At 43.3% G+C, this 23,466-nt stretch carries 19 protein-coding genes, 3 tRNA genes, 3 rRNA genes, 1 other RNA gene, 1 pseudogene and 1 other annotated feature; of the genes and pseudogenes, 22 read left to right on the top strand and 5 right to left on the bottom strand.

What is annotated here, in order from left to right:
- Positions 1–18: 18 nt before the first annotated feature.
- Complete coding sequence (pdxR, locus tag MHH41_RS00080) at positions 19–1,497, bottom strand: MocR-like pyridoxine biosynthesis transcription factor PdxR (RefSeq protein ID WP_050945824.1); 1,479 nt, start codon at positions 1,495–1,497, stop codon at positions 19–21.
- Positions 1,498–1,742: 245 nt separating this feature from the next.
- Here pdxR and pdxS point away from each other — a divergent pair, with 245 nt between their 5' ends.
- The 5 genes and pseudogenes from pdxS (at position 1,743) to MHH41_RS00105 (ending at position 5,987) form a co-directional block, all read left to right on the top strand.
- Positions 1,743–2,627 carry a pyridoxal 5'-phosphate synthase lyase subunit PdxS gene (gene pdxS / locus MHH41_RS00085; protein ID WP_003218112.1) on the top strand — a complete coding sequence of 295 codons (885 nt, stop codon included), beginning with the start codon at positions 1,743–1,745 and terminating at the stop codon, positions 2,625–2,627.
- Positions 2,628–2,647: 20 nt separating this feature from the next.
- Positions 2,648–3,238 carry a pyridoxal 5'-phosphate synthase glutaminase subunit PdxT gene (pdxT, locus tag MHH41_RS00090; RefSeq protein ID WP_106030392.1) on the top strand — a complete coding sequence of 197 codons (591 nt, stop codon included), beginning with the start codon at positions 2,648–2,650 and terminating at the stop codon, positions 3,236–3,238.
- A gap of 53 nt (positions 3,239–3,291) precedes the next feature.
- Positions 3,292–3,508: a binding site (T-box leader), on the top strand.
- Between the two features lie 49 nt (positions 3,509–3,557).
- The gene (serS, locus tag MHH41_RS00095; protein ID WP_060595637.1) at positions 3,558–4,832 is read left to right on the top strand and encodes a serine--tRNA ligase; all 1,275 of its coding nucleotides are present in this window, start codon (positions 3,558–3,560) and stop codon (positions 4,830–4,832) included.
- Between the two features lie 597 nt (positions 4,833–5,429).
- Positions 5,430–5,765: pseudogene (locus MHH41_RS18745) on the top strand (methyl-accepting chemotaxis protein); the annotation flags it as partial.
- 129 nt (positions 5,766–5,894) lie between these two features.
- Positions 5,895–5,987 (top strand) — tRNA-Ser (locus MHH41_RS00105).
- A gap of 88 nt (positions 5,988–6,075) precedes the next feature.
- Here the strand turns inward: MHH41_RS00105 and MHH41_RS00110 are convergent.
- The 4 genes from MHH41_RS00110 to MHH41_RS00125 form a co-directional block, all read right to left on the bottom strand.
- Entirely contained in the window at positions 6,076–6,735 is a 660-nt protein-coding gene (locus MHH41_RS00110; RefSeq protein WP_012009062.1) for a deoxynucleoside kinase, read from the bottom strand.
- The gene (locus MHH41_RS00115; protein ID WP_003218080.1) at positions 6,732–7,355 is read right to left on the bottom strand and encodes a deoxynucleoside kinase; all 624 of its coding nucleotides are present in this window, start codon (positions 7,353–7,355) and stop codon (positions 6,732–6,734) included. Before MHH41_RS00115 ends, MHH41_RS00110 begins: the two co-directional genes overlap by 4 nt.
- 79 nt (positions 7,356–7,434) lie before the next feature.
- Positions 7,435–8,682: a glycosyl hydrolase family 18 protein gene (locus MHH41_RS00120; RefSeq protein WP_233421750.1), complete on the bottom strand. Its 1,248-nt coding sequence runs from the start codon at positions 8,680–8,682 to the stop codon at positions 7,435–7,437.
- Positions 8,683–8,781: 99 nt separating this feature from the next.
- On the bottom strand, positions 8,782–9,336 hold the full coding sequence (locus MHH41_RS00125) for an isochorismatase family cysteine hydrolase (protein WP_003218117.1): 555 nt from the start codon (positions 9,334–9,336) through the stop codon (positions 8,782–8,784).
- Between the two features lie 79 nt (positions 9,337–9,415).
- On the opposite strand from MHH41_RS00125, the gene tadA reads away from it, so the two are divergent.
- The 17 genes from tadA to tmk all read left to right on the top strand — a co-directional run bounded on the left by tadA (position 9,416) and on the right by tmk (position 23,408).
- Positions 9,416–9,892 carry a tRNA adenosine(34) deaminase TadA gene (tadA, locus tag MHH41_RS00130; protein WP_003218102.1) on the top strand — a complete coding sequence of 159 codons (477 nt, stop codon included), beginning with the start codon at positions 9,416–9,418 and terminating at the stop codon, positions 9,890–9,892.
- A gap of 76 nt (positions 9,893–9,968) precedes the next feature.
- An RNA gene (gene ffs, locus MHH41_RS00135) (signal recognition particle sRNA large type) lies at positions 9,969–10,233 on the top strand.
- Between the two features lie 328 nt (positions 10,234–10,561).
- Positions 10,562–12,274, top strand: a complete 1,713-nt coding sequence (gene dnaX / locus MHH41_RS00140; RefSeq protein ID WP_003218100.1) for a DNA polymerase III subunit gamma/tau — start codon at positions 10,562–10,564, stop codon at positions 12,272–12,274.
- A 26-nt stretch (positions 12,275–12,300) separates the two neighbouring features.
- Complete coding sequence (locus MHH41_RS00145) at positions 12,301–12,624, top strand: YbaB/EbfC family nucleoid-associated protein (protein ID WP_008342011.1); 324 nt, start codon at positions 12,301–12,303, stop codon at positions 12,622–12,624.
- Between the two features lie 15 nt (positions 12,625–12,639).
- Positions 12,640–13,236: a recombination protein RecR gene (gene recR, locus MHH41_RS00150; RefSeq protein ID WP_050945828.1), complete on the top strand. Its 597-nt coding sequence runs from the start codon at positions 12,640–12,642 to the stop codon at positions 13,234–13,236.
- An 18-nt stretch (positions 13,237–13,254) separates the two neighbouring features.
- Entirely contained in the window at positions 13,255–13,479 is a 225-nt protein-coding gene (locus MHH41_RS00155) for a YaaL family protein (protein WP_050945829.1), read from the top strand.
- A 66-nt stretch (positions 13,480–13,545) separates the two neighbouring features.
- A complete protein-coding gene (locus MHH41_RS00160) occupies positions 13,546–13,809 on the top strand; it encodes a pro-sigmaK processing inhibitor BofA family protein (protein WP_003218084.1) in 264 nt (87 codons plus the stop codon).
- Between the two features lie 276 nt (positions 13,810–14,085).
- A 16S ribosomal RNA gene (locus tag MHH41_RS00165) occupies positions 14,086–15,634 on the top strand.
- A gap of 95 nt (positions 15,635–15,729) precedes the next feature.
- Positions 15,730–15,806, top strand: a tRNA-Ile gene (locus MHH41_RS00170).
- A gap of 14 nt (positions 15,807–15,820) precedes the next feature.
- Positions 15,821–15,896 (top strand) — tRNA-Ala (locus MHH41_RS00175).
- 98 nt (positions 15,897–15,994) lie between these two features.
- Positions 15,995–18,925, top strand: a 23S ribosomal RNA gene (locus MHH41_RS00180).
- Between the two features lie 61 nt (positions 18,926–18,986).
- Positions 18,987–19,102: ribosomal RNA gene (rrf, locus tag MHH41_RS00185) — 5S ribosomal RNA — on the top strand.
- The 16S, 23S and 5S rRNA genes sit together here with 2 tRNA genes alongside, the layout of an rRNA operon.
- Before the next feature lie 171 nt (positions 19,103–19,273).
- Entirely contained in the window at positions 19,274–19,465 is a 192-nt protein-coding gene (locus MHH41_RS00190; protein ID WP_003217973.1) for a sigma factor G inhibitor Gin, read from the top strand.
- Between the two features lie 128 nt (positions 19,466–19,593).
- The gene (locus tag MHH41_RS00195; protein WP_212046568.1) at positions 19,594–20,208 is read left to right on the top strand and encodes a 5-bromo-4-chloroindolyl phosphate hydrolysis family protein; all 615 of its coding nucleotides are present in this window, start codon (positions 19,594–19,596) and stop codon (positions 20,206–20,208) included.
- A 19-nt stretch (positions 20,209–20,227) separates the two neighbouring features.
- Positions 20,228–21,286 (top strand): toxic anion resistance protein, encoded by a 1,059-nt coding sequence (locus MHH41_RS00200; protein ID WP_340865321.1) that lies wholly within the window; start codon positions 20,228–20,230, stop codon positions 21,284–21,286.
- A gap of 77 nt (positions 21,287–21,363) precedes the next feature.
- Positions 21,364–22,773, top strand: coding sequence for an aminotransferase class I/II-fold pyridoxal phosphate-dependent enzyme (locus MHH41_RS00205; RefSeq protein ID WP_106036300.1), 1,410 nt, complete (start codon positions 21,364–21,366; stop codon positions 22,771–22,773).
- The gene (gene tmk / locus MHH41_RS00210; RefSeq protein ID WP_003217977.1) at positions 22,770–23,408 is read left to right on the top strand and encodes a dTMP kinase; all 639 of its coding nucleotides are present in this window, start codon (positions 22,770–22,772) and stop codon (positions 23,406–23,408) included. Before MHH41_RS00205 ends, tmk begins: the two co-directional genes overlap by 4 nt.
- Positions 23,409–23,466: the final 58 nt, after the last annotated feature.

Below are 23,466 nucleotides of genomic sequence, written 5' to 3' on the forward strand. Positions count from 1 at the left end.
GAGAGCAGTTTTTTATCGTTAAAAGAAAAGCGATTGTTTGTGATTTTGAGGAGTGGACAAGGCTTGCTGAAAAATACCACATAACTTTTCCACTCCCTCGGTCAGTGCCTTTTCATTCACATAAGAAAAGCTGAGGCGGATATAGTTTTGTTTCGGCTCTCCAGGATAGCACACAGAGCCAGGCAGAAAGGTGATTTGCTGTTTACGTGCCTCATGCAGCAGTGCACGTGTATCAACCCAGGAAGGAAAGCTAAGCCACAAATTGAGCCCACCCTGAGGAATTTGCCACGTCACATCTTTTGGTGCGTGCTTCGTTAACACATCTATCATTAAATCACGTCTGACCTTCAAGGCGGTTCTCAGCTTTTTCGTATGATCAATCATTTTCTTTGAAGTCAGAAATGGCAGAATGGCTTTTTGTGTGAGAAGAGGGCTGCCTAAATCATTATTGGCCTTTGCAGCTAATAAACGATTAAATATCGAGCCTGAAGCAGTGATAATCCCAATTCTGCATCCTGGAGCAAGTGTTTTACTTAAACCTCGTAAATAAATGACGTGTCCATCATGATCCAGACTTTTGATAGGTGCAGGCGGCTTCTTTTCGAAATATAGCTCACGATAAGGATCATCCTCTACAATCAGACAATCAATACTTTGAGCCAGTAAGAGAAGTTGTTTTCTGCGTTTCATTGACATACTGGCGCCTGTCGGACTGTGAAAAGTAGGAATCGTGTAGATGAGCTTTGGTTTATATTTATCACAAATGCTTTGAAGCTGCTTCATGTTCATTCCTTCATGATCAACAGGGACTGTAATAATTCTTGCCCCTCTGCCCATAAAGACATCAATGGCGCCTGGATAGGTTGGTGCTTCCATGACAACTACATCATCAGGACCGATAAACGCACGTGCGACCAGATCAAGCCCTTGCTGAGAACCACTAGTTACTAGGATATTCTCAGGAGTTGAAGGCACATCCAGCTTTTCTAAAAAAGACTGAATGACCTGCCGCAGCTGAAGATCCCCTTGAATTTCCCCATACTTTGACATGATTTGAGGATGTCTGGCTAGGACATGCTGCATTTCTTTTTCTAAATAACGGTTCGGCAAAAGCCCTGGATCGATCATAGAGGAAGAAAGGTTGATCGCTTCTTCGACATAGTGATACTGAGCAAATTGAGATCGTGGTAAATAATCCGGAATGGATAACTGCCAATCAAAAGAGGTAGCTGACGGAACCGGAATCTCTGACTGCTTTTGCAACTCATCCACAAACGTTCCTTTTCCTTGCACAGTCGTTAAATATCCGTCGTCCTTCAGCCGAGTGTATGCCTTTGCTGCCGTGACAAGACTCACATTCAACTGCTTTGCCAAATCACGTACAGTTGGCAGCTTATCTCCCTGTTGAAGCAAACCCGATTGGATATGATCAATGATTGAAAAGTAAATCTGATTTGAAAGCGATGTATCAGAATGTCGATGGATATCAATATGCATGAGAAACCTCCATTGAGTGCAAAATTGTTATACATGAATTTGAATTGTTATAGTTGCATTATAGCATGTAAATGACACTTCAAAGAAGGAATGACATATTTTTAGCAGGTAATCGTTTATATACAAGGGTTTAAGCTATTTTTTCGGCTGATTGAATTGTTATACTATTCTCTTTATTGTTATACTGTCTCGCTTGTATGATAAAGGGGTAAATCAATCGAATTGACAAATGGGAGGAAACTATTGTGAGCAATAAGGGAACTGAACGAGTGAAACGTGGAATGGCAGAAATGCAAAAGGGTGGCGTCATTATGGATGTCGTCAATGCTGAACAGGCGAAGATCGCAGAAGAAGCAGGTGCGGTGGCAGTTATGGCGCTAGAACGAGTACCAGCTGATATCCGTGCAGCCGGCGGTGTTGCCCGTATGGCAGACCCAAGAATCGTAGAAGAAGTACAAAATGCAGTAACGATTCCAGTCATGGCAAAAGCACGTATCGGCCATATCGTCGAGGCTCGTGTTCTTGAAGCACTTGGTGTTGATTATATCGATGAGAGTGAAGTGCTGACGCCCGCAGATGAGGAATTCCATTTAAATAAAAATGAATACACAGTACCTTTTGTCTGTGGTTGCCGTGATTTAGGTGAAGCAACCCGTCGTATCGCAGAAGGCGCTTCTATGCTTCGTACAAAAGGGGAGCCTGGAACAGGCAACATTGTAGAAGCTGTCCGTCATATGAGAAAGGTCAATGCTCAGATTCGTAAAGTAGCATCAATGAATGAAGATGAACTGATGACAGAAGCGAAGAACCTAGGAGCACCGTATGAATTATTGCTTCAAATCAAAAAAGATGGCAAGCTCCCTGTTGTTAACTTTGCAGCGGGAGGCGTTGCGACACCAGCAGATGCTGCGTTAATGATGCAGCTTGGAGCAGACGGTGTATTTGTTGGATCTGGTATTTTTAAATCAGACAATCCAGCGAAATTTGCAAAAGCAATTGTTGAAGCAACGACTCACTTCACAGATTACCGTCTCATTGCAGAGCTTTCAAAAGAGCTTGGAACAGCCATGAAAGGAATTGAAATCTCAAATCTACTGCCAGAAGAGCGTATGCAAGAGCGTGGCTGGTAATTAAGGGAGCGCAAACGAACATGCTAACAATTGGTGTACTAGGGCTTCAAGGAGCCGTGAGAGAGCATATTCAATCGATTGAAGCTTGCGCTGCAGAAGGGAAGATCATCAAACGAGCAGAAGAGCTAGCATCTGTGGACGGTCTTATTATCCCTGGTGGAGAAAGCACGACGATGAGAAGACTCATGGATACGTACCAATTCATTGAACCGATCAAAGCGTTCGCTGCAGAAGGGAAACCGATTTTCGGAACATGTGCCGGTTTGATTATGCTGGCAAAGCATATAGAAGATCGAGACGATGCTCATCTTGGACTGTTAAATGTATCTGTTGCACGGAATTCATTTGGCAGACAGGTAGACAGCTTTGAAGCAGAATTAGAAGTAAAAGGACTGGATGCGCCGTTTACAGGAGTGTTCATCCGTGCGCCTCATATCATCAGCGCAGATGAGAGCGTAGACATCATGGCTGAATATGATGGCAGGATTGTGATGGCGAAGAAAAACAATATCTTAGGCTGTTCTTTTCATCCAGAGCTGACAGACGACCACCGGTTAACACAGCTGTTTGTTGAAATGGTGAAGTCCTATAAAACGAAGCTCGCTGTATAAAACGGTTGAAAAGAGATAAAACTTATAGTACATTAAAATCACAATCAAAGATCGAAAAAGCGTTGACGGGAAATAGTAAGAAGCCCCTCTTTCTCAGAGAGCCGATGGTTGGTGCGAATCGGTGAAAGATGCAGTCTGAATCCATCCTTGAGCGAAATGCTGAAACACGTGAAGTAAGCATTTACGGTGATACCGTTACAGAGGAAAGAGGAAAGCATGCTTCTGCATGTTTTCAATCAGGGTGGCAACGCGAGAGCTCTCGTCCCTTTCATGGGATGAGGGCTCTTTTTATTTTTCGATAAAAAAAGGAGTGTTATACATGCTGGATATTAAACAACTGCGCACGGACTTTGATCAAATCAAAGAAAAATTAGCACACCGAGGCGAAGATTTAGCGGATTTTGATAAGTTTGGTGAGTTGGATCAAAAAAGAAGAGAACTAATCGGAAAAACAGAAGAATTAAAGAGCCGAAGAAATGAAGTATCACAGCAAGTGGCTGTTCTGAAAAGAGAAAAGAAAGACGCCGATCACATTATTCAAGAAATGCGTGAGGTAGGAGATGAGATTAAGAAGCTGGATGATGAGCTAAGAACAGTAGAAGAAAGCTTGCAGCACATCTTATTCTCTATTCCGAATATCCCTCATGACACTGTACCCGTTGGGGAAACAGAAGATGACAACGTGGAAGTGAGAAAATGGGGCGAACAGCCGGCATTCTCATTTGAGCCAAAGCCACATTGGGACGTAGCGGATGAACTAAACATTCTCGATTTTGAACGTGCAGGAAAAGTCACAGGAAGCCGTTTCGTTTTTTATAAAGGGCTTGGCGCACGCTTAGAGCGTGCACTATACAACTTTATGCTCGATTTGCATGTAGATGAGTTTGGTTTTACTGAAGTGCTTCCTCCTTACATGGTCAATAGAGCAAGCATGACAGGGACTGGACAGCTTCCAAAATTCGAAGAGGATGCCTTTAAAATCCGTGAAGAGGATTATTTCCTCATTCCAACAGCTGAAGTACCTATTACCAACATGCACCGTGATGAAATTCTTGAAGGGGAACAGCTGCCAATCAATTATGCAGCATTCAGTGCTTGCTTTAGATCAGAGGCTGGATCTGCCGGCAGAGATACACGCGGACTCATCCGTCAGCATCAGTTTAATAAGGTAGAGCTTGTGAAATTTGTAAGACCTGAAGATTCTTATGAAGAATTAGAGAAACTAACAAATCAAGCAGAAAAAGTCCTTCAGTTATTAAACCTGCCATACCGTGTCATGAGCATGTGTACGGGAGATTTAGGATTCACGGCTGCAAAGAAATACGACATCGAAGTATGGATTCCGAGCCAAGATACGTATCGTGAAATTTCTTCTTGCAGTAACTTTGAAGCATTCCAAGCAAGACGTGCAAACATTCGATTCCGTCCAGAACCTAAAGCCAAGCCAGAGCATGTGCACACATTAAATGGATCTGGTTTAGCAGTAGGAAGAACCGTGGCGGCCATTTTAGAAAACTATCAGCAAGAGGACGGCACTGTGATCATCCCTGAAGTACTGCGTCCTTATATGGGAAATAAAGAAGTCATGAAATAAGATGCCGCTATGGCATCTTATTTCTTTTTCCCAAAAGTCCTACAGTTTTCCTAAATTTAGCCGATAGAAATACTAAAAGCTTCTAGGAAAGAAGGAATAACCTTGAATAGGCTTGACTATTATGTTGAAATGGCTCAATTAGTTAGGAAAGTTCTAGATGAAAGTATCCTTTTCGGCATCACTGATACAGAGAAGGTGCTTTGTTACTATCCGTCTAACACAATAGATTTTGGCATGAAGATTGGGGACCCATTGAACCCAGAAGACCAAAACGTGGCGACGACATTAAGAGGACAAGAATATGACGGTCATTTACCAGAGTCTTTATATGGTTATGAAATTGCAGTAAAAGGTTACCCGATTTTTGATGAAAATAGAAAAGTAATTGGCTCTTTTTTAGTGGCTTTTTCACATCATCGTGAAAAGAAGTTAAGCGGTTATATGGAGCATATCAATGATGTAGCGAAAGAACTTCAAAGTGGAATTGAGCAAATTGCTGCGCATTCACAAGAGCTGGCTGCCACAAGTTTAGAAATAAGCGAACAGGCAGGAAGAGCGGAAGAGAAATCTGCAAATATTGAAGAAGTCGTCAAAACCATTGGCGGGATTGCTAGACAAACCAATTTGCTAGGCCTAAATGCTGCAATTGAAGCAGCAAGAGCAGGAGAGAATGGAAAAGGGTTTGCTGTCGTAGCTGATGAAGTTCGTAAATTATCAGATGGCTCAAAGGAAGCGGCTGAAACCATTAATACCTTCTTAAAAGAGATCCAAGACAGCATTGGCACTTTGTCTGAAAACATCTCACAAATCAGCAGTTCAACAAATGAACAAGCAAAACAAGTGACAGACTTTACGAAAATTATTGAATCATTAAATGAGTTTAAAGAAGAGATGAATCATTTTATTGAAGAGATTAGACAGGATACAAAATAGATCAAGAGCAGCCGTCGATGGCTGCTTTTTTATGGGCAGATTCTCATGCCAAAATAACTTATTGAAATTTTTTTCGAAAAGATGTTGACTTGAAATAAATTGATATGGTATATTAATTCTTGTCGATACGGAGGAATACCCAAGTCCGGCTGAAGGGATCGGTCTTGAAAACCGACAGGGGTGTCAAAGCCCGCGGGGGTTCGAATCCCTCTTCCTCCGCCATATTGATTTTTTACCTTAGTTGAATTGAAACGCAAGCATAAAAATTGGAATTGTCAAACCGCTGCATTCGCGAAATGCAGCGGTTTTTTTATTTTGTTTTAGAGCGATTTTTTTGAATAACAGAAGCTATTTCATGAAGAATGGGATCAAGTGAGCTTTCATCATGAAGTAAGTCGTAATCTTCAATGTTAATTTTAATCACTGGGCATAAATCGAATTGTTCAATCCATTCCGTGTATCGAGTGTACATTTCTTCCCAATAGGCTCGATCCGTTTGAGTTTCCATCTCTCTGCCGCGTTCCTCAATACGATGTAAAATATGATTTAAATCCCCGTGCAAATAGATGAGAACATCAGGGTGAGGGAAGTAAGGTGTCATCACCATTGCCTCGAATAGACTCGTATACGTTTCATAATCTACTTCAGACATCGTACCTTTGTCCGCATGCATTTTTGCGAAAATGCCAGTGTCCTCATAAATTGAACGATCTTGCACATACCCTCCACCAGATTCAAAAATCCGCTTTTGCTCCTTAAAACGCTCAGCTAGGAAATAGACCTGTAAATGGAAGCTCCATCTTTGGAAATCTGAATAAAAGGGCTCTAAGTATGGGTTATCATCTACTTTTTCAAGAGAGGTTTGAAAGCCTAGCTTGTCCGCTATTGTTTTAGTCATAGTTGATTTTCCGACACCAACAGTCCCGGCGATTGTGATCACTGCATCCTTTGGTATTTCGATATTGTTCATAGCACTTGCTCCTTTATGTTCTGTACAATTTGCTGGTAATCTTGCTGTGAGGAAACGAAGTCTGTATGATCTCCTTCAATTGTAATGATAGGAAGCCCTGGGTCAGTCTGTTTTAAATGTTCAATGGCCAGCTCATAATCTTCAATGAGTGTTTTTAAATAAGCCGGTTCAATGTCTTCTTCAAAAGAGCGTCCTCTCATCTGTATTCTTTCAAGTAAGGTAGGAAGGCTGGCTTTTATATAGATGATGGCATTTGGTTTAGGAAGATCATCTGTTAGTAGGTGATAGATCTTTCTATATTTGTCCATGTGCTTTTTTGATAATGTTCTTTCTGCAAATATCATATTTTTATAGACATGATAATCAGTGACAATCGGCTGCTGTTGATTCACATAGTTTTCTTGAATAGATTCTAATTGTTTGAACCGATTGCATAAAAAGAACATCTCAAGCTGAAAGCTCCATTGTTCCATATCTTCATAAAATTTATCTAAGAATGGATTTTCTTCTACAATCTCTTTTACTAAAGGAAATTGAAATTCCTTCGCAAGCATTGTAGCCAAAGTTGTTTTTCCGGCTCCAATTGGGCCTTCCACTGCAATAAAAGGGGCAGGATACATAGGCGTTCTCCTCTATCTATAAAGTTGTCAAACCAATGTATATTGTACCATACCCCTGCCGAGAGATAGAGCGAACGGATTACGATGTCGTTCTTTTTTCAATATTGAATTGATCTGATAATAAGAGCCAATTTTGAGGGAAGGATAGACCTAATTTCCAATAAGCAATTCCGTTCAAGTTTAACTCTTTGATGAGGTTGAACTTTGCTTGAATTGATCTAGCATCTTCGAACCATACCTCGTGCTCTTTATTATTGGCATCTGTATAACGAAAATAAGGTGCTTGTGCTGTTTCGTCATATAGAATGGAGGCATTATTATTTCTAGCAATTGCAATCGCTTGTTGGGGACTGACAGCTTTAGCAATAGGGCCGCCTTGAACGTAAGGAAGCGTCCAATCATAGCCGTATAAGTTCTGGCCCATAACAATTTTATTGGCTGGCATAACGGTCAGTGCATATTCAATGACTTGGCGGACAGGTCCAATGGGAGAGACTGCTTGCGCAGGGCCGCCGCTGTATCCCCATTCGTAGGTCATTAATACAACATGATCGACGATCTTCCCAATGGCTTCATAGTCATGAGCTTCATACCATTTTCCCTTTTGCTGACTACTTGTTTTAGGGGCAAGTGCAACAGATATTGTCCATCCTTCTTGATGGAAGCGGGTTGTTGCCTCTCTTAAAAATTGAATGTAGGCATCTTTATCAGCGGGACGTAAATATTCAAAATCAAAATGGATTTCTTTTAATTGATACTTTTTTGCAACACGAACGATTTCATTTAAAAATGTGGCTTTGACAGATTGGTTATTCAAAAGAATTTGCCCAAGTTCATCACTGAATTTATCATTCTCTAGGTTAGTCACCACCATGGATAAAACGGTTCTGCTCTGAGCGGCTATTTGAGGTAGCTGATCTAACGGTGGTTCTTTCAGTGTTCCATCTCTTTGCGCTTGAAAACTAAAGGCGCCTAAATGCGTTAAATATGGAGAGGCCTCTCTAGCTGCTTGTTTTAAGTTTTCACTGACTTGATTTCCCCGTGGTTCAATGTAAGCATTCGAATTAATGTTCCTTTTCGGTCTTTGAGGAATATAGAGCAAGAAGCGAATAGGAAGTATCGCTTCAGGCCGTATTCTATTCACACGTGCCAACTCTTCCACTGAAATTCGAAATCGTCTTCCAATTTGATAAAGTGTGTCATTTTGTTTGACCTCATAAAATTGACCTCTAATTGGAATGACAATTGTTTGTCCAATGACGAGTTGATTTGGTGTTTCAATATCGTTGGTACGGATGATTTCATTGACTGTTGTTTTAAAACGCATGGCAATTTCGTTTAAAGTATCTCCTCTTTTGACAACATAAATTTGAATAGTCAACGCCCCCTTTGTTATTGCTAACAATTTATGAGGGTTATGGATAAATCATGTTTGATTTTCATTCGTGATCTCTTTAGCAGTGGTGATTTTTGCTAGTAGAACGTTCTCCATCATCGTTAAAGCATATTCGTTGTCTCTGTCGTCATTTGATGCGATACAATCTTCAGGTACAATTAAGTTGTATTCTCGCATGTATGCGTCATTTGCAGTGAACAGAACGCAAATGTTTCCTGCAATTCCGGTCAAAATGATGTCTTGTACACCTAATTCATTTAAGAGTGTCTCTAATGCAGTTCCATAGAAGGCAGAATGCTTCGGTTTAATTAAGAAGTAATCATCTTTAGATGGTGCCATTTTCTCTAAAATAGGGGCGCTTCTTTCATTTTTGCATGTTTCCATCACAGCTTGAATATCAGCCTTCCAGAGACCATAGTGGTCGTTGATATAGATGATCGGCCAATTTTCCTTGAAAGCATGATCTTTAAGAGCTAAAATCTTATTGGTCATTTGCTCTGTTTTATCAGCGAGCACATGTCCCATTTCAAAATCAAAATTATTAATCATGTCGATAATAAGCAGTGCCTTTTGGTGCTTTGACAAAGTAAGACCCCCTTTAAAAGATTGTGCTAATATGTTAACCTCAATATCCTTTTAAAAAACATGAAAAGAGAGCCGTGCTATGACGAGAGATGAACAGTTTATGCAAGAAGCTATTTCTGAAGCCTTAAAAGCAGAACAAATAGGAGAAGTACCAATCGGTGCCATCATCGTTGTTGATGACCAAATTGTGAGCCGAGCTCATAATTTAAGGGAAACAGAGCAGCGTTCAATTGCACATGCAGAATTACTTGCCATTGATGAAGCGTGTAAAACGACTGGAAGCTGGCGTTTAGAGGATGCTGTACTTTATGTGACGCTTGAACCATGTCCTATGTGTGCGGGAGCGATTGTCCTTTCTAGAGTGAAAAAGGTCGTTTTTGGTGCATACGATCCAAAAGGTGGATGTGCAGGTACTTTAATGAATTTACTGGATGATGAACGGTTCAATCATCAGTCTGAAGTCATTGGTGGTGTACTTGAAAATGAGTGTGGTGAGCTGTTAAGTCAGTTCTTCCGAAATCTCCGTCAGCGAAAGAAACAAGCCAAAAGTAAATGAATGGATGTCGTTTGCAATTTCGGCTATAAGAAGGTATACTTATGTCTGCGTCACTAACAATTTAATATTCATTTTGCCGTGCTAAGCGGGGAGGTAGCGGTGCCCTGTACTCGCAATCCGCTCTAGCGAGGCCGAATCCCTTCTCAAGGTTCGTTTACTTCAAGGTCTGCCTTAAATAAGTGGTGTTGACGTCTGGGTCCTGCGCAATGGGAATTCATGAACCATGTCAGGTCCGGAAGGAAGCAGCATTAAGTGAAACCTCTCATGTGCCGCAGGGTTGCCTGGGCCGAGCTAACTGTTTAAGTAACGCTTGGGGTAGCGAATCGACAGAAGGTGCACGGTAAATCAATATTAAATGTAACTCATCTAGTTAATCTAGGTGAGTTTTTTGTTGCTGTTTAAAGAATAGTTCAGCTGCTTTGTTTATACAAATAGCCAAAAAATCTTTTTAGAGTTTTTTTGTTTTTTATTAATCGCAGCGGGAACTAGTGTTCCTCGTGGTGTGGCAGATCAATTCGAAAATCTAGAAAACAGGTTTTTGGTTCATAGAAGTAGAAAAACTATAGTTGAAATCATCATTTTCGTTTATTAGAAAATAAAGGTGTGCTTTTGAATTGATCGGTGCATCATGTATAATAAAAAAGATGATAAATGGAGGAGGGCGTATTTGTGAGTTATCAAGCTTTGTATCGAGTGTTCAGACCTCAAGTTTTTGAGGATGTTGTTGGACAAGAACACATCACAAAAACGTTGCAAAATGCCCTTTTGCAGAAGAAGTTTTCTCATGCTTACTTATTTTCAGGTCCTAGAGGAACAGGTAAAACAAGCGCTGCTAAAATCTTTGCGAAGGCAGTGAACTGTGAAAAGTCACCTGTGAGTGAACCTTGTAATGAATGTGATGCCTGTAAAGGGATTACAAACGGCTCGATTTCAGATGTGATCGAAATAGATGCTGCCTCAAACAACGGAGTAGATGAAATCCGTGATATACGTGATAAAGTGAAATTTGCTCCTTCGGCGGTTACATATAAGGTTTATATTATAGATGAAGTACATATGCTCTCTATCGGGGCGTTTAATGCCCTCCTTAAAACGTTAGAGGAGCCGCCCGCTCATTGTATCTTTATTTTGGCTACCACAGAGCCTCATAAGATTCCTCTTACCATCATATCTCGTTGTCAGAGATTTGATTTTAAACGAATCACGACAAAAGATATTGTTGGAAGAATGCAGAAAATTGTAGATGCAGAAAGCCTAAATGTCCAAGAGGGCTCGCTCGAGATTATCGCTAGTGCAGCTGATGGTGGTATGCGTGATGCACTAAGCCTCTTAGATCAAGCAATTTCATTTAGTGGTGAGCAACTGACAATTGATGATGCGCTGCTCATTACAGGAGCTGTTTCTCAGCAATTCATTAGTCAGCTAGCCGAAGCAATTTTTGATCAAAATATTGCCGTGGCGTTAGATACCTTAAATGAATTACTTCAGCAGGGGAAAGATGCTGCTAAATTAATAGAGGACATGATTTTTTACTTTAGAGATATGCTGCTTTATAAAACAGCACCAGATCTGGAAGGGGTCCTTGAAAAGGTAAAGGTCGATGAAAATTTCGTGACGCTTTCGGATCGTGTGACACCTCAATTTCTATATGAAACAATTGAAGTGCTGAATAAAAGTCACCAAGAAATGAAATGGACGAATCATCCAAGGATTTTCTTTGAGGTAGCTGTTGTCAAGCTATGTCAGTCAACGGCTGGAATACCACAAGCTCATGCTAACGCTGATTTAACGACGCTAACGGATAAAATAGACAGGTTGGAACAGGAGCTATCTAGGATAAGAGCTGAGGGTGTGCCAATGTCTCATTCTCATCATCCTCAAGAAAAAAAGGAAGCACCTCGACCACAAACGAGTAACAAAAATGGATACCGTGCACCTGTCGGTCGAATTCACGAAATTCTAAAAGAGGCAAAACGTCCAGAGCTAGAAAAAATTAAAGGTAAGTGGGGAGAACTCCTTGCCCACTTGAAACAGCAGAATAAGGTGTCTCACGCTGCACTATTAACGGATAGTGAACCAGTTGCTGCTGCTACTCATGCCTTTGTTTTAAAATTCAAGTTTGAAATACACTGTAAAATGGTTGCTGAAGATAAAAGTGGTGTTCGAACCAACCTTGAGCAGCTATTAGAGTCTATGTTAGGGAAAAGAGTGGAATTAGTTGGCGTTCCTGACGCTCAATGGGGTAAAATAAGAGAAGAATTTTTAAGAGATCATCAGCCGGATGAACAGGCAGATGGTCAGGGGACTTCTGCTGAAGAGGATCCATTGATTGCAGAAGCAAAGAAGTTAGTAGGAACCGATTTAATAGAAATTAAAGATTAATAAAAATGAAAGAGAGTGGTGTTCATATGCGCGGTGGAATGGGAAATATGCAAAAAATGATGAAACAAATGCAAAAAATGCAAAAGGATATGGCTAAGGCTCAAGAAGAGCTTGCAGAAAAAGTCCTTGAAGGTACAGCAGGTGGCGGTATGGTCACTGTAAAAGTAAATGGACAAAAAGAAGTTGTTGATGTAGCAATCAATGAAGAAGTTGTTGATCCAGAAGATATCGATATGCTTCAAGATCTTGTACTTGCAGCGACAAACGATGCATTGAAAAAAGTTGATGAGCTAACAAATGAAACAATGGGTCAATTCACAAAAGGAATGAACATGCCAGGTTTATTCTAGGAGGAATAACTGAAGATGCAATATCCTGAACCAATATCAAAGCTGATAGACAGCTTTATGAAATTGCCAGGAATCGGACCGAAAACCGCGGTCCGTCTGGCTTTTTTTGTTCTTAGTATGCAGGAAGATGTCGTACTAGATTTCGCGAAGGCGCTTGTTAACGCAAAGCGTAATTTAACTAATTGCTCCGTATGCGGCCATATCACAGATCAAGATCCTTGCTATATTTGTGAAGATACAAGAAGAGATCAATCTGTTATCTGTGTAGTACAAGATCCAAAAGATGTGATCGCAATGGAAAAGATGAAAGAATACAACGGCTTATATCATGTGCTTCATGGTGCCATTTCGCCAATGGATGGCATTGGCCCAGAGGACATTAAAATTCCTGACCTGTTAAAAAGATTGCAAGACGATCAAGTGACAGAGGTAATCCTTGCAACGAATCCAAACATTGAAGGAGAGGCTACAGCCATGTATATCTCTAGATTGTTGAAACCATCAGGAATTAAACTCTCTCGTATTGCTCACGGACTACCAGTAGGTGGAGACTTAGAGTATGCGGATGAAGTCACACTGTCTAAAGCTCTAGAGGGCAGACGTGAGATGTAGGAAGGAGAAGTACGGTACATGGGTTTTCTTCGCAGAAAATCAATTCGAAAAGAATTCGATGAGAAATTAATTCAACAGCTTTTTAAGCAAAAGGAAGAATGGAACAGACAAAAAAAGCTTGTCGCAAATAGCGTTGATCCTTCACCGGACATTCTATTCGAATTAAAGCTTGCTCAAGCGAAGTACTTTTTCTATCTAAGAGAAGCGAAAAAGAGGAATTTACGTTTAAACAACTGGAGATAGCAGGTCTATTTTACATAGTCCTCTCATATGCTTGTACTATTCATATGAAGAGGAGATGAGAGGATTATGGAACCTGTTATTGTGATCGGGTCAATTTTGCTTGCTGTATTATTGTTGTTTATGTCAGGTGTTCAAGCGAACCCCATCAAATGGTTAGGGCTGATCGGAATAAAGTTTGTGGCAGGTGCTCTTTTTTTATTTTGCCTCAATCTATTTGGTGAGAGTCTAGGATTACATGTCTCTATTAACCCTGTAACAAGTGGAATCAGTGGTCTATTGGGCATCCCAGGCGTAGCAGCTTTAGTCGTAATTGAAAAATTTATTATTTAATGAGAAATATTGTTGACTTTGATCCCGTATGGTGGTAAATTAATATACGTCGCTGATGACGAAGAAACGAAATAACATGATAACAAAAAAGTTGTTGACATCAACAATTTAAATATGATATGATGTTCTAGTCGCTTCTGAAGCGGTAAACAAGTTCTTTGAAAACTAAACAAGACAAAACGTACCTGTTAATTCGAGTTTTTATAAAAAAATCCTATGTTATATCATAGGTAGTCAGTCAAACGCTGACGAAAAACAAAACTTCGGTTTTGTACTTTTTCGGAGAGTTTGATCCTGGCTCAGGACGAACGCTGGCGGCGTGCCTAATACATGCAAGTCGAGCGGACAGAAGGGAGCTTGCTCCCGGATGTTAGCGGCGGACGGGTGAGTAACACGTGGGTAACCTGCCTGTAAGACTGGGATAACTCCGGGAAACCGGAGCTAATACCGGATAGTTCCTTGAACCGCATGGTTCAAGGATGAAAGACGGTTTCGGCTGTCACTTACAGATGGACCCGCGGCGCATTAGCTAGTTGGTGGGGTAATGGCTCACCAAGGCGACGATGCGTAGCCGACCTGAGAGGGTGATCGGCCACACTGGGACTGAGACACGGCCCAGACTCCTACGGGAGGCAGCAGTAGGGAATCTTCCGCAATGGACGAAAGTCTGACGGAGCAACGCCGCGTGAGTGATGAAGGTTTTCGGATCGTAAAGCTCTGTTGTTAGGGAAGAACAAGTGCGAGAGTAACTGCTCGCACCTTGACGGTACCTAACCAGAAAGCCACGGCTAACTACGTGCCAGCAGCCGCGGTAATACGTAGGTGGCAAGCGTTGTCCGGAATTATTGGGCGTAAAGGGCTCGCAGGCGGTTTCTTAAGTCTGATGTGAAAGCCCCCGGCTCAACCGGGGAGGGTCATTGGAAACTGGGAAACTTGAGTGCAGAAGAGGAGAGTGGAATTCCACGTGTAGCGGTGAAATGCGTAGAGATGTGGAGGAACACCAGTGGCGAAGGCGACTCTCTGGTCTGTAACTGACGCTGAGGAGCGAAAGCGTGGGGAGCGAACAGGATTAGATACCCTGGTAGTCCACGCCGTAAACGATGAGTGCTAAGTGTTAGGGGGTTTCCGCCCCTTAGTGCTGCAGCTAACGCATTAAGCACTCCGCCTGGGGAGTACGGTCGCAAGACTGAAACTCAAAGGAATTGACGGGGGCCCGCACAAGCGGTGGAGCATGTGGTTTAATTCGAAGCAACGCGAAGAACCTTACCAGGTCTTGACATCCTCTGACAACCCTAGAGATAGGGCTTTCCCTTCGGGGACAGAGTGACAGGTGGTGCATGGTTGTCGTCAGCTCGTGTCGTGAGATGTTGGGTTAAGTCCCGCAACGAGCGCAACCCTTGATCTTAGTTGCCAGCATTTAGTTGGGCACTCTAAGGTGACTGCCGGTGACAAACCGGAGGAAGGTGGGGATGACGTCAAATCATCATGCCCCTTATGACCTGGGCTACACACGTGCTACAATGGACAGAACAAAGGGCTGCGAGACCGCAAGGTTTAGCCAATCCCATAAATCTGTTCTCAGTTCGGATCGCAGTCTGCAACTCGACTGCGTGAAGCTGGAATCGCTAGTAATCGCGGATCAGCATGCCGCGGTGAATACGTTCCCGGGCCTTGTACACACCGCCCGTCACACCACGAGAGTTTGCAACACCCGAAGTCGGTGAGGTAACCTTTATGGAGCCAGCCGCCGAAGGTGGGGCAGATGATTGGGGTGAAGTCGTAACAAGGTAGCCGTATCGGAAGGTGCGGCTGGATCACCTCCTTTCTAAGGATATATGGAGCAGTGTGCGTTTTCGTCTTGTTTAGTTTTGAAGGAACTTGCAAAAGATCCTACAACATCATATCTTCGATATGAAAGATGGGCCTGTAGCTCAGCTGGTTAGAGCGCACGCCTGATAAGCGTGAGGTCGGTGGTTCGAGTCCACTCAGGCCCACCATCTTCTATTAAATCGGGGCCTTAGCTCAGCTGGGAGAGCGCCTGCCTTGCACGCAGGAGGTCAGCGGTTCGATCCCGCTAGGCTCCACCAACGTGTTCTTTGAAAACTAGATAACAATAAGTAATACATTCACATTGAATGCAATGCAAAGTTCATCACACATAGTGATTCTTTCTAAAGTAAGAAATGGTTAAGTTAGAAAGGGCGCACGGTGGATGCCTTGGCACTAGGAGCCGATGAAGGACGGGACGAACACCGATATGCTTCGGGGAGCTGTAAGCAAGCTTTGATCCGGAGATTTCCGAATGGGGAAACCCACTGCTCGTAATGGAGTAGTATCCATACTTGAATACATAGAGTATGAGAAGGCATACCCGGGGAACTGAAACATCTAAGTACCCGGAGGAAGAGAAAGCAAATGCGATTCCCTGAGTAGCGGCGAGCGAAACGGGAACAGCCCAAACCAAGAGGCTTGCCTCTTGGGGTTGTAGGACACTCTATACGGAGTTACAAAGGAACGATATAAGCGAAGAGGTCTGGAAAGGCCCGCCAAAGAAGGTAACAGCCCTGTAACTGAAATGTTGTTCTCTCCAGAGTGGATCCTGAGTACGGCGGAACACGTGAAATTCCGTCGGAATCCGGGAGGACCATCTCCCAAGGCTAAATACTCCCTAGTGACCGATAGTGAACCAGTACCGTGAGGGAAAGGTGAAAAGCACCCCGGAAGGGGAGTGAAATAGATCCTGAAACCGTGTGCCTACAAGTAGTCAGAGCCCGTTAAAGGGTGATGGCGTGCCTTTTGTAGAATGAACCGGCGAGTTACGATCCCGTGCAAGGTTAAGCAGAAGATGCGGAGCCGCAGCGAAAGCGAGTCTGAATAGGGCGCATGAGTACGTGGTCGTAGACCCGAAACCAGGTGATCTACCCATGTCCAGGGTGAAGTTCAGGTAACACTGAATGGAGGCCCGAACCCACGCACGTTGAAAAGTGCGGGGATGAGGTGTGGGTAGGGGTGAAATGCCAATCGAACCTGGAGATAGCTGGTTCTCTCCGAAATAGCTTTAGGGCTAGCCTCAAGGTAAGAGTCTCGGAGGTAGAGCACTGATTGGACTAGGGGCCCCTACCGGGTTACCGAATTCAGTCAAACTCCGAATGCCGATGACTTATCCTTGGGAGTCAGACTGCGAGTGATAAGATCCGTAGTCGAAAGGGAAACAGCCCAGACCGCCAGCTAAGGTCCCAAAGTATACGTTAAGTGGAAAAGGATGTGGAGTTGCTTAGACAACCAGGATGTTGGCTTAGAAGCAGCCACCATTTAAAGAGTGCGTAATAGCTCACTGGTCGAGTGACTCTGCGCCGAAAATGTACCGGGGCTAAACGTATCACCGAAGCTGCGGACTGTTCTTACGAACAGTGGTAGGAGAGCGTTCTAAGTGCTGTGAAGTCAGACCGGAAGGACTGGTGGAGCGCTTAGAAGTGAGAATGCCGGTATGAGTAGCGAAAGACGGGTGAGAATCCCGTCCACCGAATGCCTAAGGTTTCCTGAGGAAGGCTCGTCCGCTCAGGGTTAGTCGGGACCTAAGCCGAGGCCGAAAGGCGTAGGCGATGGACAACAGGTTGATATTCCTGTACCACCTCCTCACCATTTGAGCAATGGGGGGACGCAGGAGGATAGGGTAAGCGCGGTATTGGATATCCGCGTCCAAGCAGTTAGGCTGGGAAATAGGCAAATCCGTTTCCCATAAAGGCTGAGCTGTGATGGCGAGCGAAATTTAGTAGCGAAGTTCCTGATTCCACACTGCCAAGAAAAGCCTCTAGCGAGGTGAGAGGTGCCCGTACCGCAAACCGACACAGGTAGGCGAGGAGAGAATCCTAAGGTGATCGAGAGAACTCTCGTTAAGGAACTCGGCAAAATGACCCCGTAACTTCGGGAGAAGGGGTGCTTCTTAGGGTGTTAAAGCCCCGAGAAGCCGCAGTGAATAGGCCCAGGCGACTGTTTAGCAAAAACACAGGTCTCTGCGAAGCCGTAAGGCGAAGTATAGGGGCTGACGCCTGCCCGGTGCTGGAAGGTTAAGAGGAGCGCTTAGCGTAAGCGAAGGTGCGAATTGAAGCCCCAGTAAACGGCGGCCGTAACTATAACGGTCCTAAGGTAGCGAAATTCCTTGTCGGGTAAGTTCCGACCCGCACGAAAGGCGCAACGATCTGGGCACTGTCTCAACGAGAGACTCGGTGAAATTATAGTACCTGTGAAGATGCAGGTTACCCGCGACAGGACGGAAAGACCCCGTGGAGCTTTACTGCAGCCTGATATTGAATGTTGGTACAGCTTGTACAGGATAGGTAGGAGCCTTGGAAACCGGAGCGCTAGCTTCGGTGGAGGCATCGGTGGGATACTACCCTGGCTGTATTGACCTTCTAACCCGCTGCCCTTATCGGGCAGGGAGACAGTGTCAGGTGGGCAGTTTGACTGGGGCGGTCGCCTCCTAAAATGTAACGGAGGCGCCCAAAGGTTCCCTCAGAATGGTTGGAAATCATTCGCAGAGTGTAAAGGCACAAGGGAGCTTGACTGCGAGACCTACAAGTCGAGCAGGGACGAAAGTCGGGCTTAGTGATCCGGTGGTTCCGCATGGAAGGGCCATCGCTCAACGGATAAAAGCTACCCCGGGGATAACAGGCTTATCTCCCCCAAGAGTCCACATCGACGGGGAGGTTTGGCACCTCGATGTCGGCTCATCGCATCCTGGGGCTGTAGTCGGTCCCAAGGGTTGGGCTGTTCGCCCATTAAAGCGGTACGCGAGCTGGGTTCAGAACGTCGTGAGACAGTTCGGTCCCTATCCGTCGCGGGCGCAGGAAATTTGAGAGGAGCTGTCCTTAGTACGAGAGGACCGGGATGGACGCACCGCTGGTGTACCAGTTGTTCTGCCAAGGGCATCGCTGGGTAGCTATGTGCGGACGGGATAAGTGCTGAAAGCATCTAAGCATGAAGCCCCCCTCAAGATGAGATTTCCCATTCCGCAAGGAAGTAAGATCCCTGAAAGATGATCAGGTTGATAGGTCTGAGGTGGAAGCGTGGTGACACGTGGAGCTGACAGATACTAATAGATCGAGGACTTAACCTATATTCTAATGTGAAGCTTGAACATTGTTATCTAGTTTTGAGAGAACATTCTCTCCATCAGGTTTGGTGGCGATAGCGAAGAGGTCACACCCGTTCCCATACCGAACACGGAAGTTAAGCTCTTCAGCGCCGATGGTAGTTGGGGGTCTCCCCCTGTGAGAGTAGGACGCCGCCAAGCTTGTATAAGGATCAGTTCCATACGGAACTGGTCTTTTTTGTTTTTTAAGAAAAGGAACAAACACCCGATCTGACATGGATACATATACTAAACTACCATCTGAAACATTCTTAATTTTGTATACAATTGAAAGCACTAGGGCATACTGAAGCTATAAGTGGAGGTGTCACAATGAGCAAAAAAGAGCGAGAAGCGATTTGTTTGATTTGTGAAGAGAAAAAGACAAAGGGAATTTATTTATATCATCAGTTTTTGTGCCGAGACTGTGAGCGAAAGTTAATTTCTACATCGACCTCGGATCCTAGCTATTCCGATTATGTGAGAAAGCTTAAAAATCTTCATACGCCGCCTTTGTATTCATAGACCGCTAGATGGTCTTTTTTTATGAGCTATGAAGGATTGGGCTTGTTTTTTGGAACTTAGTTTGGACATCATCCGTAATTCATAATAAGATAAACAGAGAGCCTGATTATTCATAGGAGTCGATGAACATGAAATCAATCTTTTATACATTTATATGGGCCATCCTCTCTACTTTTTTTTCGCTTGTGATTTTAACCGTCAGTATAGGGGTTTTCCATCATCATGTTGGATTATCGATACTGTATGCGATGATTGGGTGGGGCGTGATGTTTGTGGGGAGCAGATGGACTGCTTTCCAATTGTTTTTAAAGAAACACGGACTGTCTCGTAGTGATTATGTATATATCAAACAGCATTTAAAAGAAGCAGGACAAAAGCTTGTGCGTTTAAAAAAAGCTTTATTTGCTGTGAAAAACGTACAAACGATCAAACATAATTATGAAGTTTTTCGGCTTGCACGACGAATCTATACAATAACAAAAAAAGAGCCTAATCGATTTTATGATGCACAGCGTTTTTATTTTGAAAGCTTGGATTCTGTCGTTGAACTAACTGAGAAATATGCACTCTTGTATAATCAGCCTAATCGTAGTCATGAGCTGGAAATGACATTGAGCCAAACCCGAGTGACATTGACAGAGCTGCAAAAGCAATTGACGAATGATTTGCAGCAAGTGTTAGGAAGAGATATAGAGGCTCTTCATATTGAGCTTGAAGTAGCTGATAAAATGATGAAGAAATAGATGAAAGGAGTCAAACTCGATGAAACCGGAAGATCGCGCCACAACATCACTTGCCTCCAATACAGATCTTCAGTTTCGGGTGTTTGATACCTTATCTGATGAAGAGAAAAAAGAAGCTGTGCAGCGAGCTCAGCAGATCCCTGAAAATCCGCAAAAGCTCCTTTTCTATGGTACACGTGTGCAGGAACGACTATTGGAACAATCACAACAGATGATGAAATATGTTGAGAAAAAAGATATCGATCAAATAGGAGACGTGCTTGAAGCCTTTTTGCAGCAGCTGCAAGTAGTGGAGCCTGAGGATTTAGTGCCAAAGAAACAGGGCTTTTTTTTGAAATGGTTTCAACGGGATAAGCGATCTATTCAGGAGATCATATCACGATTTCAACATGCAAAATCACAGATCGAGAGATTGTCCGCAAGGCTTCGTTATGCAAGAGGTGTATTAATCTCGGATCATATATTATTAGAGCGTTTATTTGAAGAAAATCAAACATATTTTCAAGAGATGACGATGCAGGTTGCCGCAGTTGAAGCGAAAATGACAACGTTAGAGCAGCAGCCTCTTTCAGAAACGCAACTTTCTGTTGAACGGACGTTAGAGGAGCAATTGATGAGTCAAGAAGTCAATGAAGAAGAGTATGTGGAGAGACTAAAGGAACGAAAGTATGATTTGCTGTTAAGCCGGCAAATTGCATTGCAATGTAATGCTCAAATTCGGATGATCCAGCATACGAATCATACATTGGCCAATCACATTCAATCAACTGTTTCAGCATCTATTCCTCTATGGATCAACCAAATGTCGATTGCATTAACACATATTCAGCAGCGGGCCAATTCAGCTCTTGAGAACCGAATCCAAAAAACATATGAAAATGTATCGAAACAGCAGGGGCAGATTCTTGAAGAGGCATCTTTAGCCCCTATAGATACGTTGAAAAAGGTTCAACGTCAATTAGCTGAAACATTACAGGAAACATTACAGGTGAAAGAGCATGGAAGCCAAGAGCGAGCTCAATTGAAAAGCAGAATGTATGAGGCAGAGCAGCAGTTGGCGAATCCAATAAAGGAATGAGAAACCATCTTTCGGTTCACTTGTTTGAACGTTATAATAGACTTAAGATATCGTTAAAGTGAAAAGGGTCGATTTGTTTGAGAACACCTTTATATACAGCATTAGCACAGCATGCGGAAAAGAAGCCTTATTCTTTTCACGTTCCAGGACATCACAATGGAGATGTCTTTTTTGATGAGGCACGGTCTCACTATGCTTCAATCCTTCAATTGGATGTGACGGAGCTTGAAGGCCTAGATGATCTTCATCACCCGACTGGGGTCATCCAAGAGGCAGAACATTTATTGACTAAGCTATATGGTTCAGGTCAAAGCTTCTTCCTTGTGAATGGCACAACAGTCGGAAATTTGGCGATGGTGATGACAGCATGCCGCACGGGAGACGAGATTTTTGTCCAGCGTAATTGCCATAAGTCTGTCTTTCATGCGATCGAGCTTGCAGGGGCAACGCCTATTTTGATAGACGCTGAGATAGACGCACACTTGCACGTTCCAACACATGTGACGGATGATACAGTGAGAAAAGCCATAGCAAAACATCCTCATTGCCGGGCAATCGTTTTGACTTATCCGAACTACTACGGACACGCAGCTGATTTATCAAAGCTGATTCACATGTGTCATGAAGCAGGTATGGTTGTTTTGGTTGATGAGGCACATGGTGCGCATTTTGTCTTAGCCGGTGCCTTTCCTCCATCTGCTCTTTCCTATGGAGCGGACGTGGTGGTACAATCAGCACATAAAACCCTTCCGGCAATGACGATGGGTTCCTATCTTCATCTTCAAGGGGACCGAATCGATGCGAAGCGTTTGAAAACCTTGCTCACGATGCTTCAAAGTAGTTCGCCCTCTTATCCAATTATGGCCTCATTAGATGTAGCAAGAGCTTATGTCGAGGAGATCAAAGGAAAAGGGACATTGGATGTAATCATGAAAGAACTGACAGAGCTGAAAGATCAGTTCAACCGTCTGACCCATCTTGAAGTGGTTGAACCTGACTCGCTACATTCCGATCCTTTAAAATGCGTCATTCGATCAACAAAAGGACTGACTGGTTACGAACTAAAGCAGGTGCTTGAATCAGTGGATGTTCATCCAGAGCTTGCGGACGAACATCAGGTTTTACTTGTACTTAGCTTAGAACAGAGGCAGAACGTTCCTTTCAAGCGGATCGAGCAGGCTCTTAAGCAAAGTGATTCATTGCTCAAAGGAAAAAAACATATCCAAAATGAGACGATATCTATTGAGACTGATGTACAAAATCAAGACATAGAGGCTGTCCCATTTGAACATGCAGCAGGCCGGATGAGTGCAGAATCCATTATTCCCTATCCACCTGGAATTCCTTTGATGATTAAGGGAGAGCGTATTGAAAAAGAACAAATTGAGGCGTTAAGCCGCTTGCTTGGTCACGAGGTTCATATTCAAGCAAGTCAGGTCATTCATCAGAGAAAATTATATGTTTATATAGAAGAGGAGACACTATGAGTGGTATGTTTATTACGTTTGAAGGGCCAGAGGGTGCCGGAAAAACGACAGTGATACGAAAAGTGTACGAAGAAATGGAACGTCAAGGATATGCAGTGATGGCGACACGCGAGCCGGGTGGGATTGACATTGCTGAACAGATCCGTGAAGTCATTTTAAATGAAAAAAATACAAAAATGGACGCGAAAACAGAGGCATTGCTGTATGCAGCAGCAAGAAGGCAGCATTTGGCTGAAAAGGTAGAACCGGCATTGCAGCGTGGAGAGACAGTCTTGTGTGATCGTTTTGTTGATAGCTCTCTTGCTTATCAAGGCTATGCGAGAGGGCTTGGAATTGACCAAGTCAGATCAATTAACGACTTTGCTATTGATGGCACGATGCCGCAAATGACGATTTACTTTTCCATTACACCTGAGGAAGGGCTAAAGCGAATTCACGCCAATCAAGGAAGAGAAAAGAATCGATTAGACATGGAGACGCTGAATTTCCACCAGTTGGTCAGAGAAGGCTATGAACTACTTATTGCGCAATCACCAGAACGATTCCATGTAGTGGATGCTTCTCAGCCAATGCAAGATGTCTATGAAGAAGTACTTCGAGTGATTCAGGACACATTAAAGAAAAATCAAAAATGACCTCATTCCCAATCGTTGTTATAATATAGAGGAAGACATCGGCATGTCACCTGTGCCT

Source organism: Bacillus sp. FSL K6-1145, assembly GCF_038003425.1.
GTDB lineage: Bacteria > Bacillota > Bacilli > Bacillales > Bacillaceae > Bacillus > Bacillus pumilus.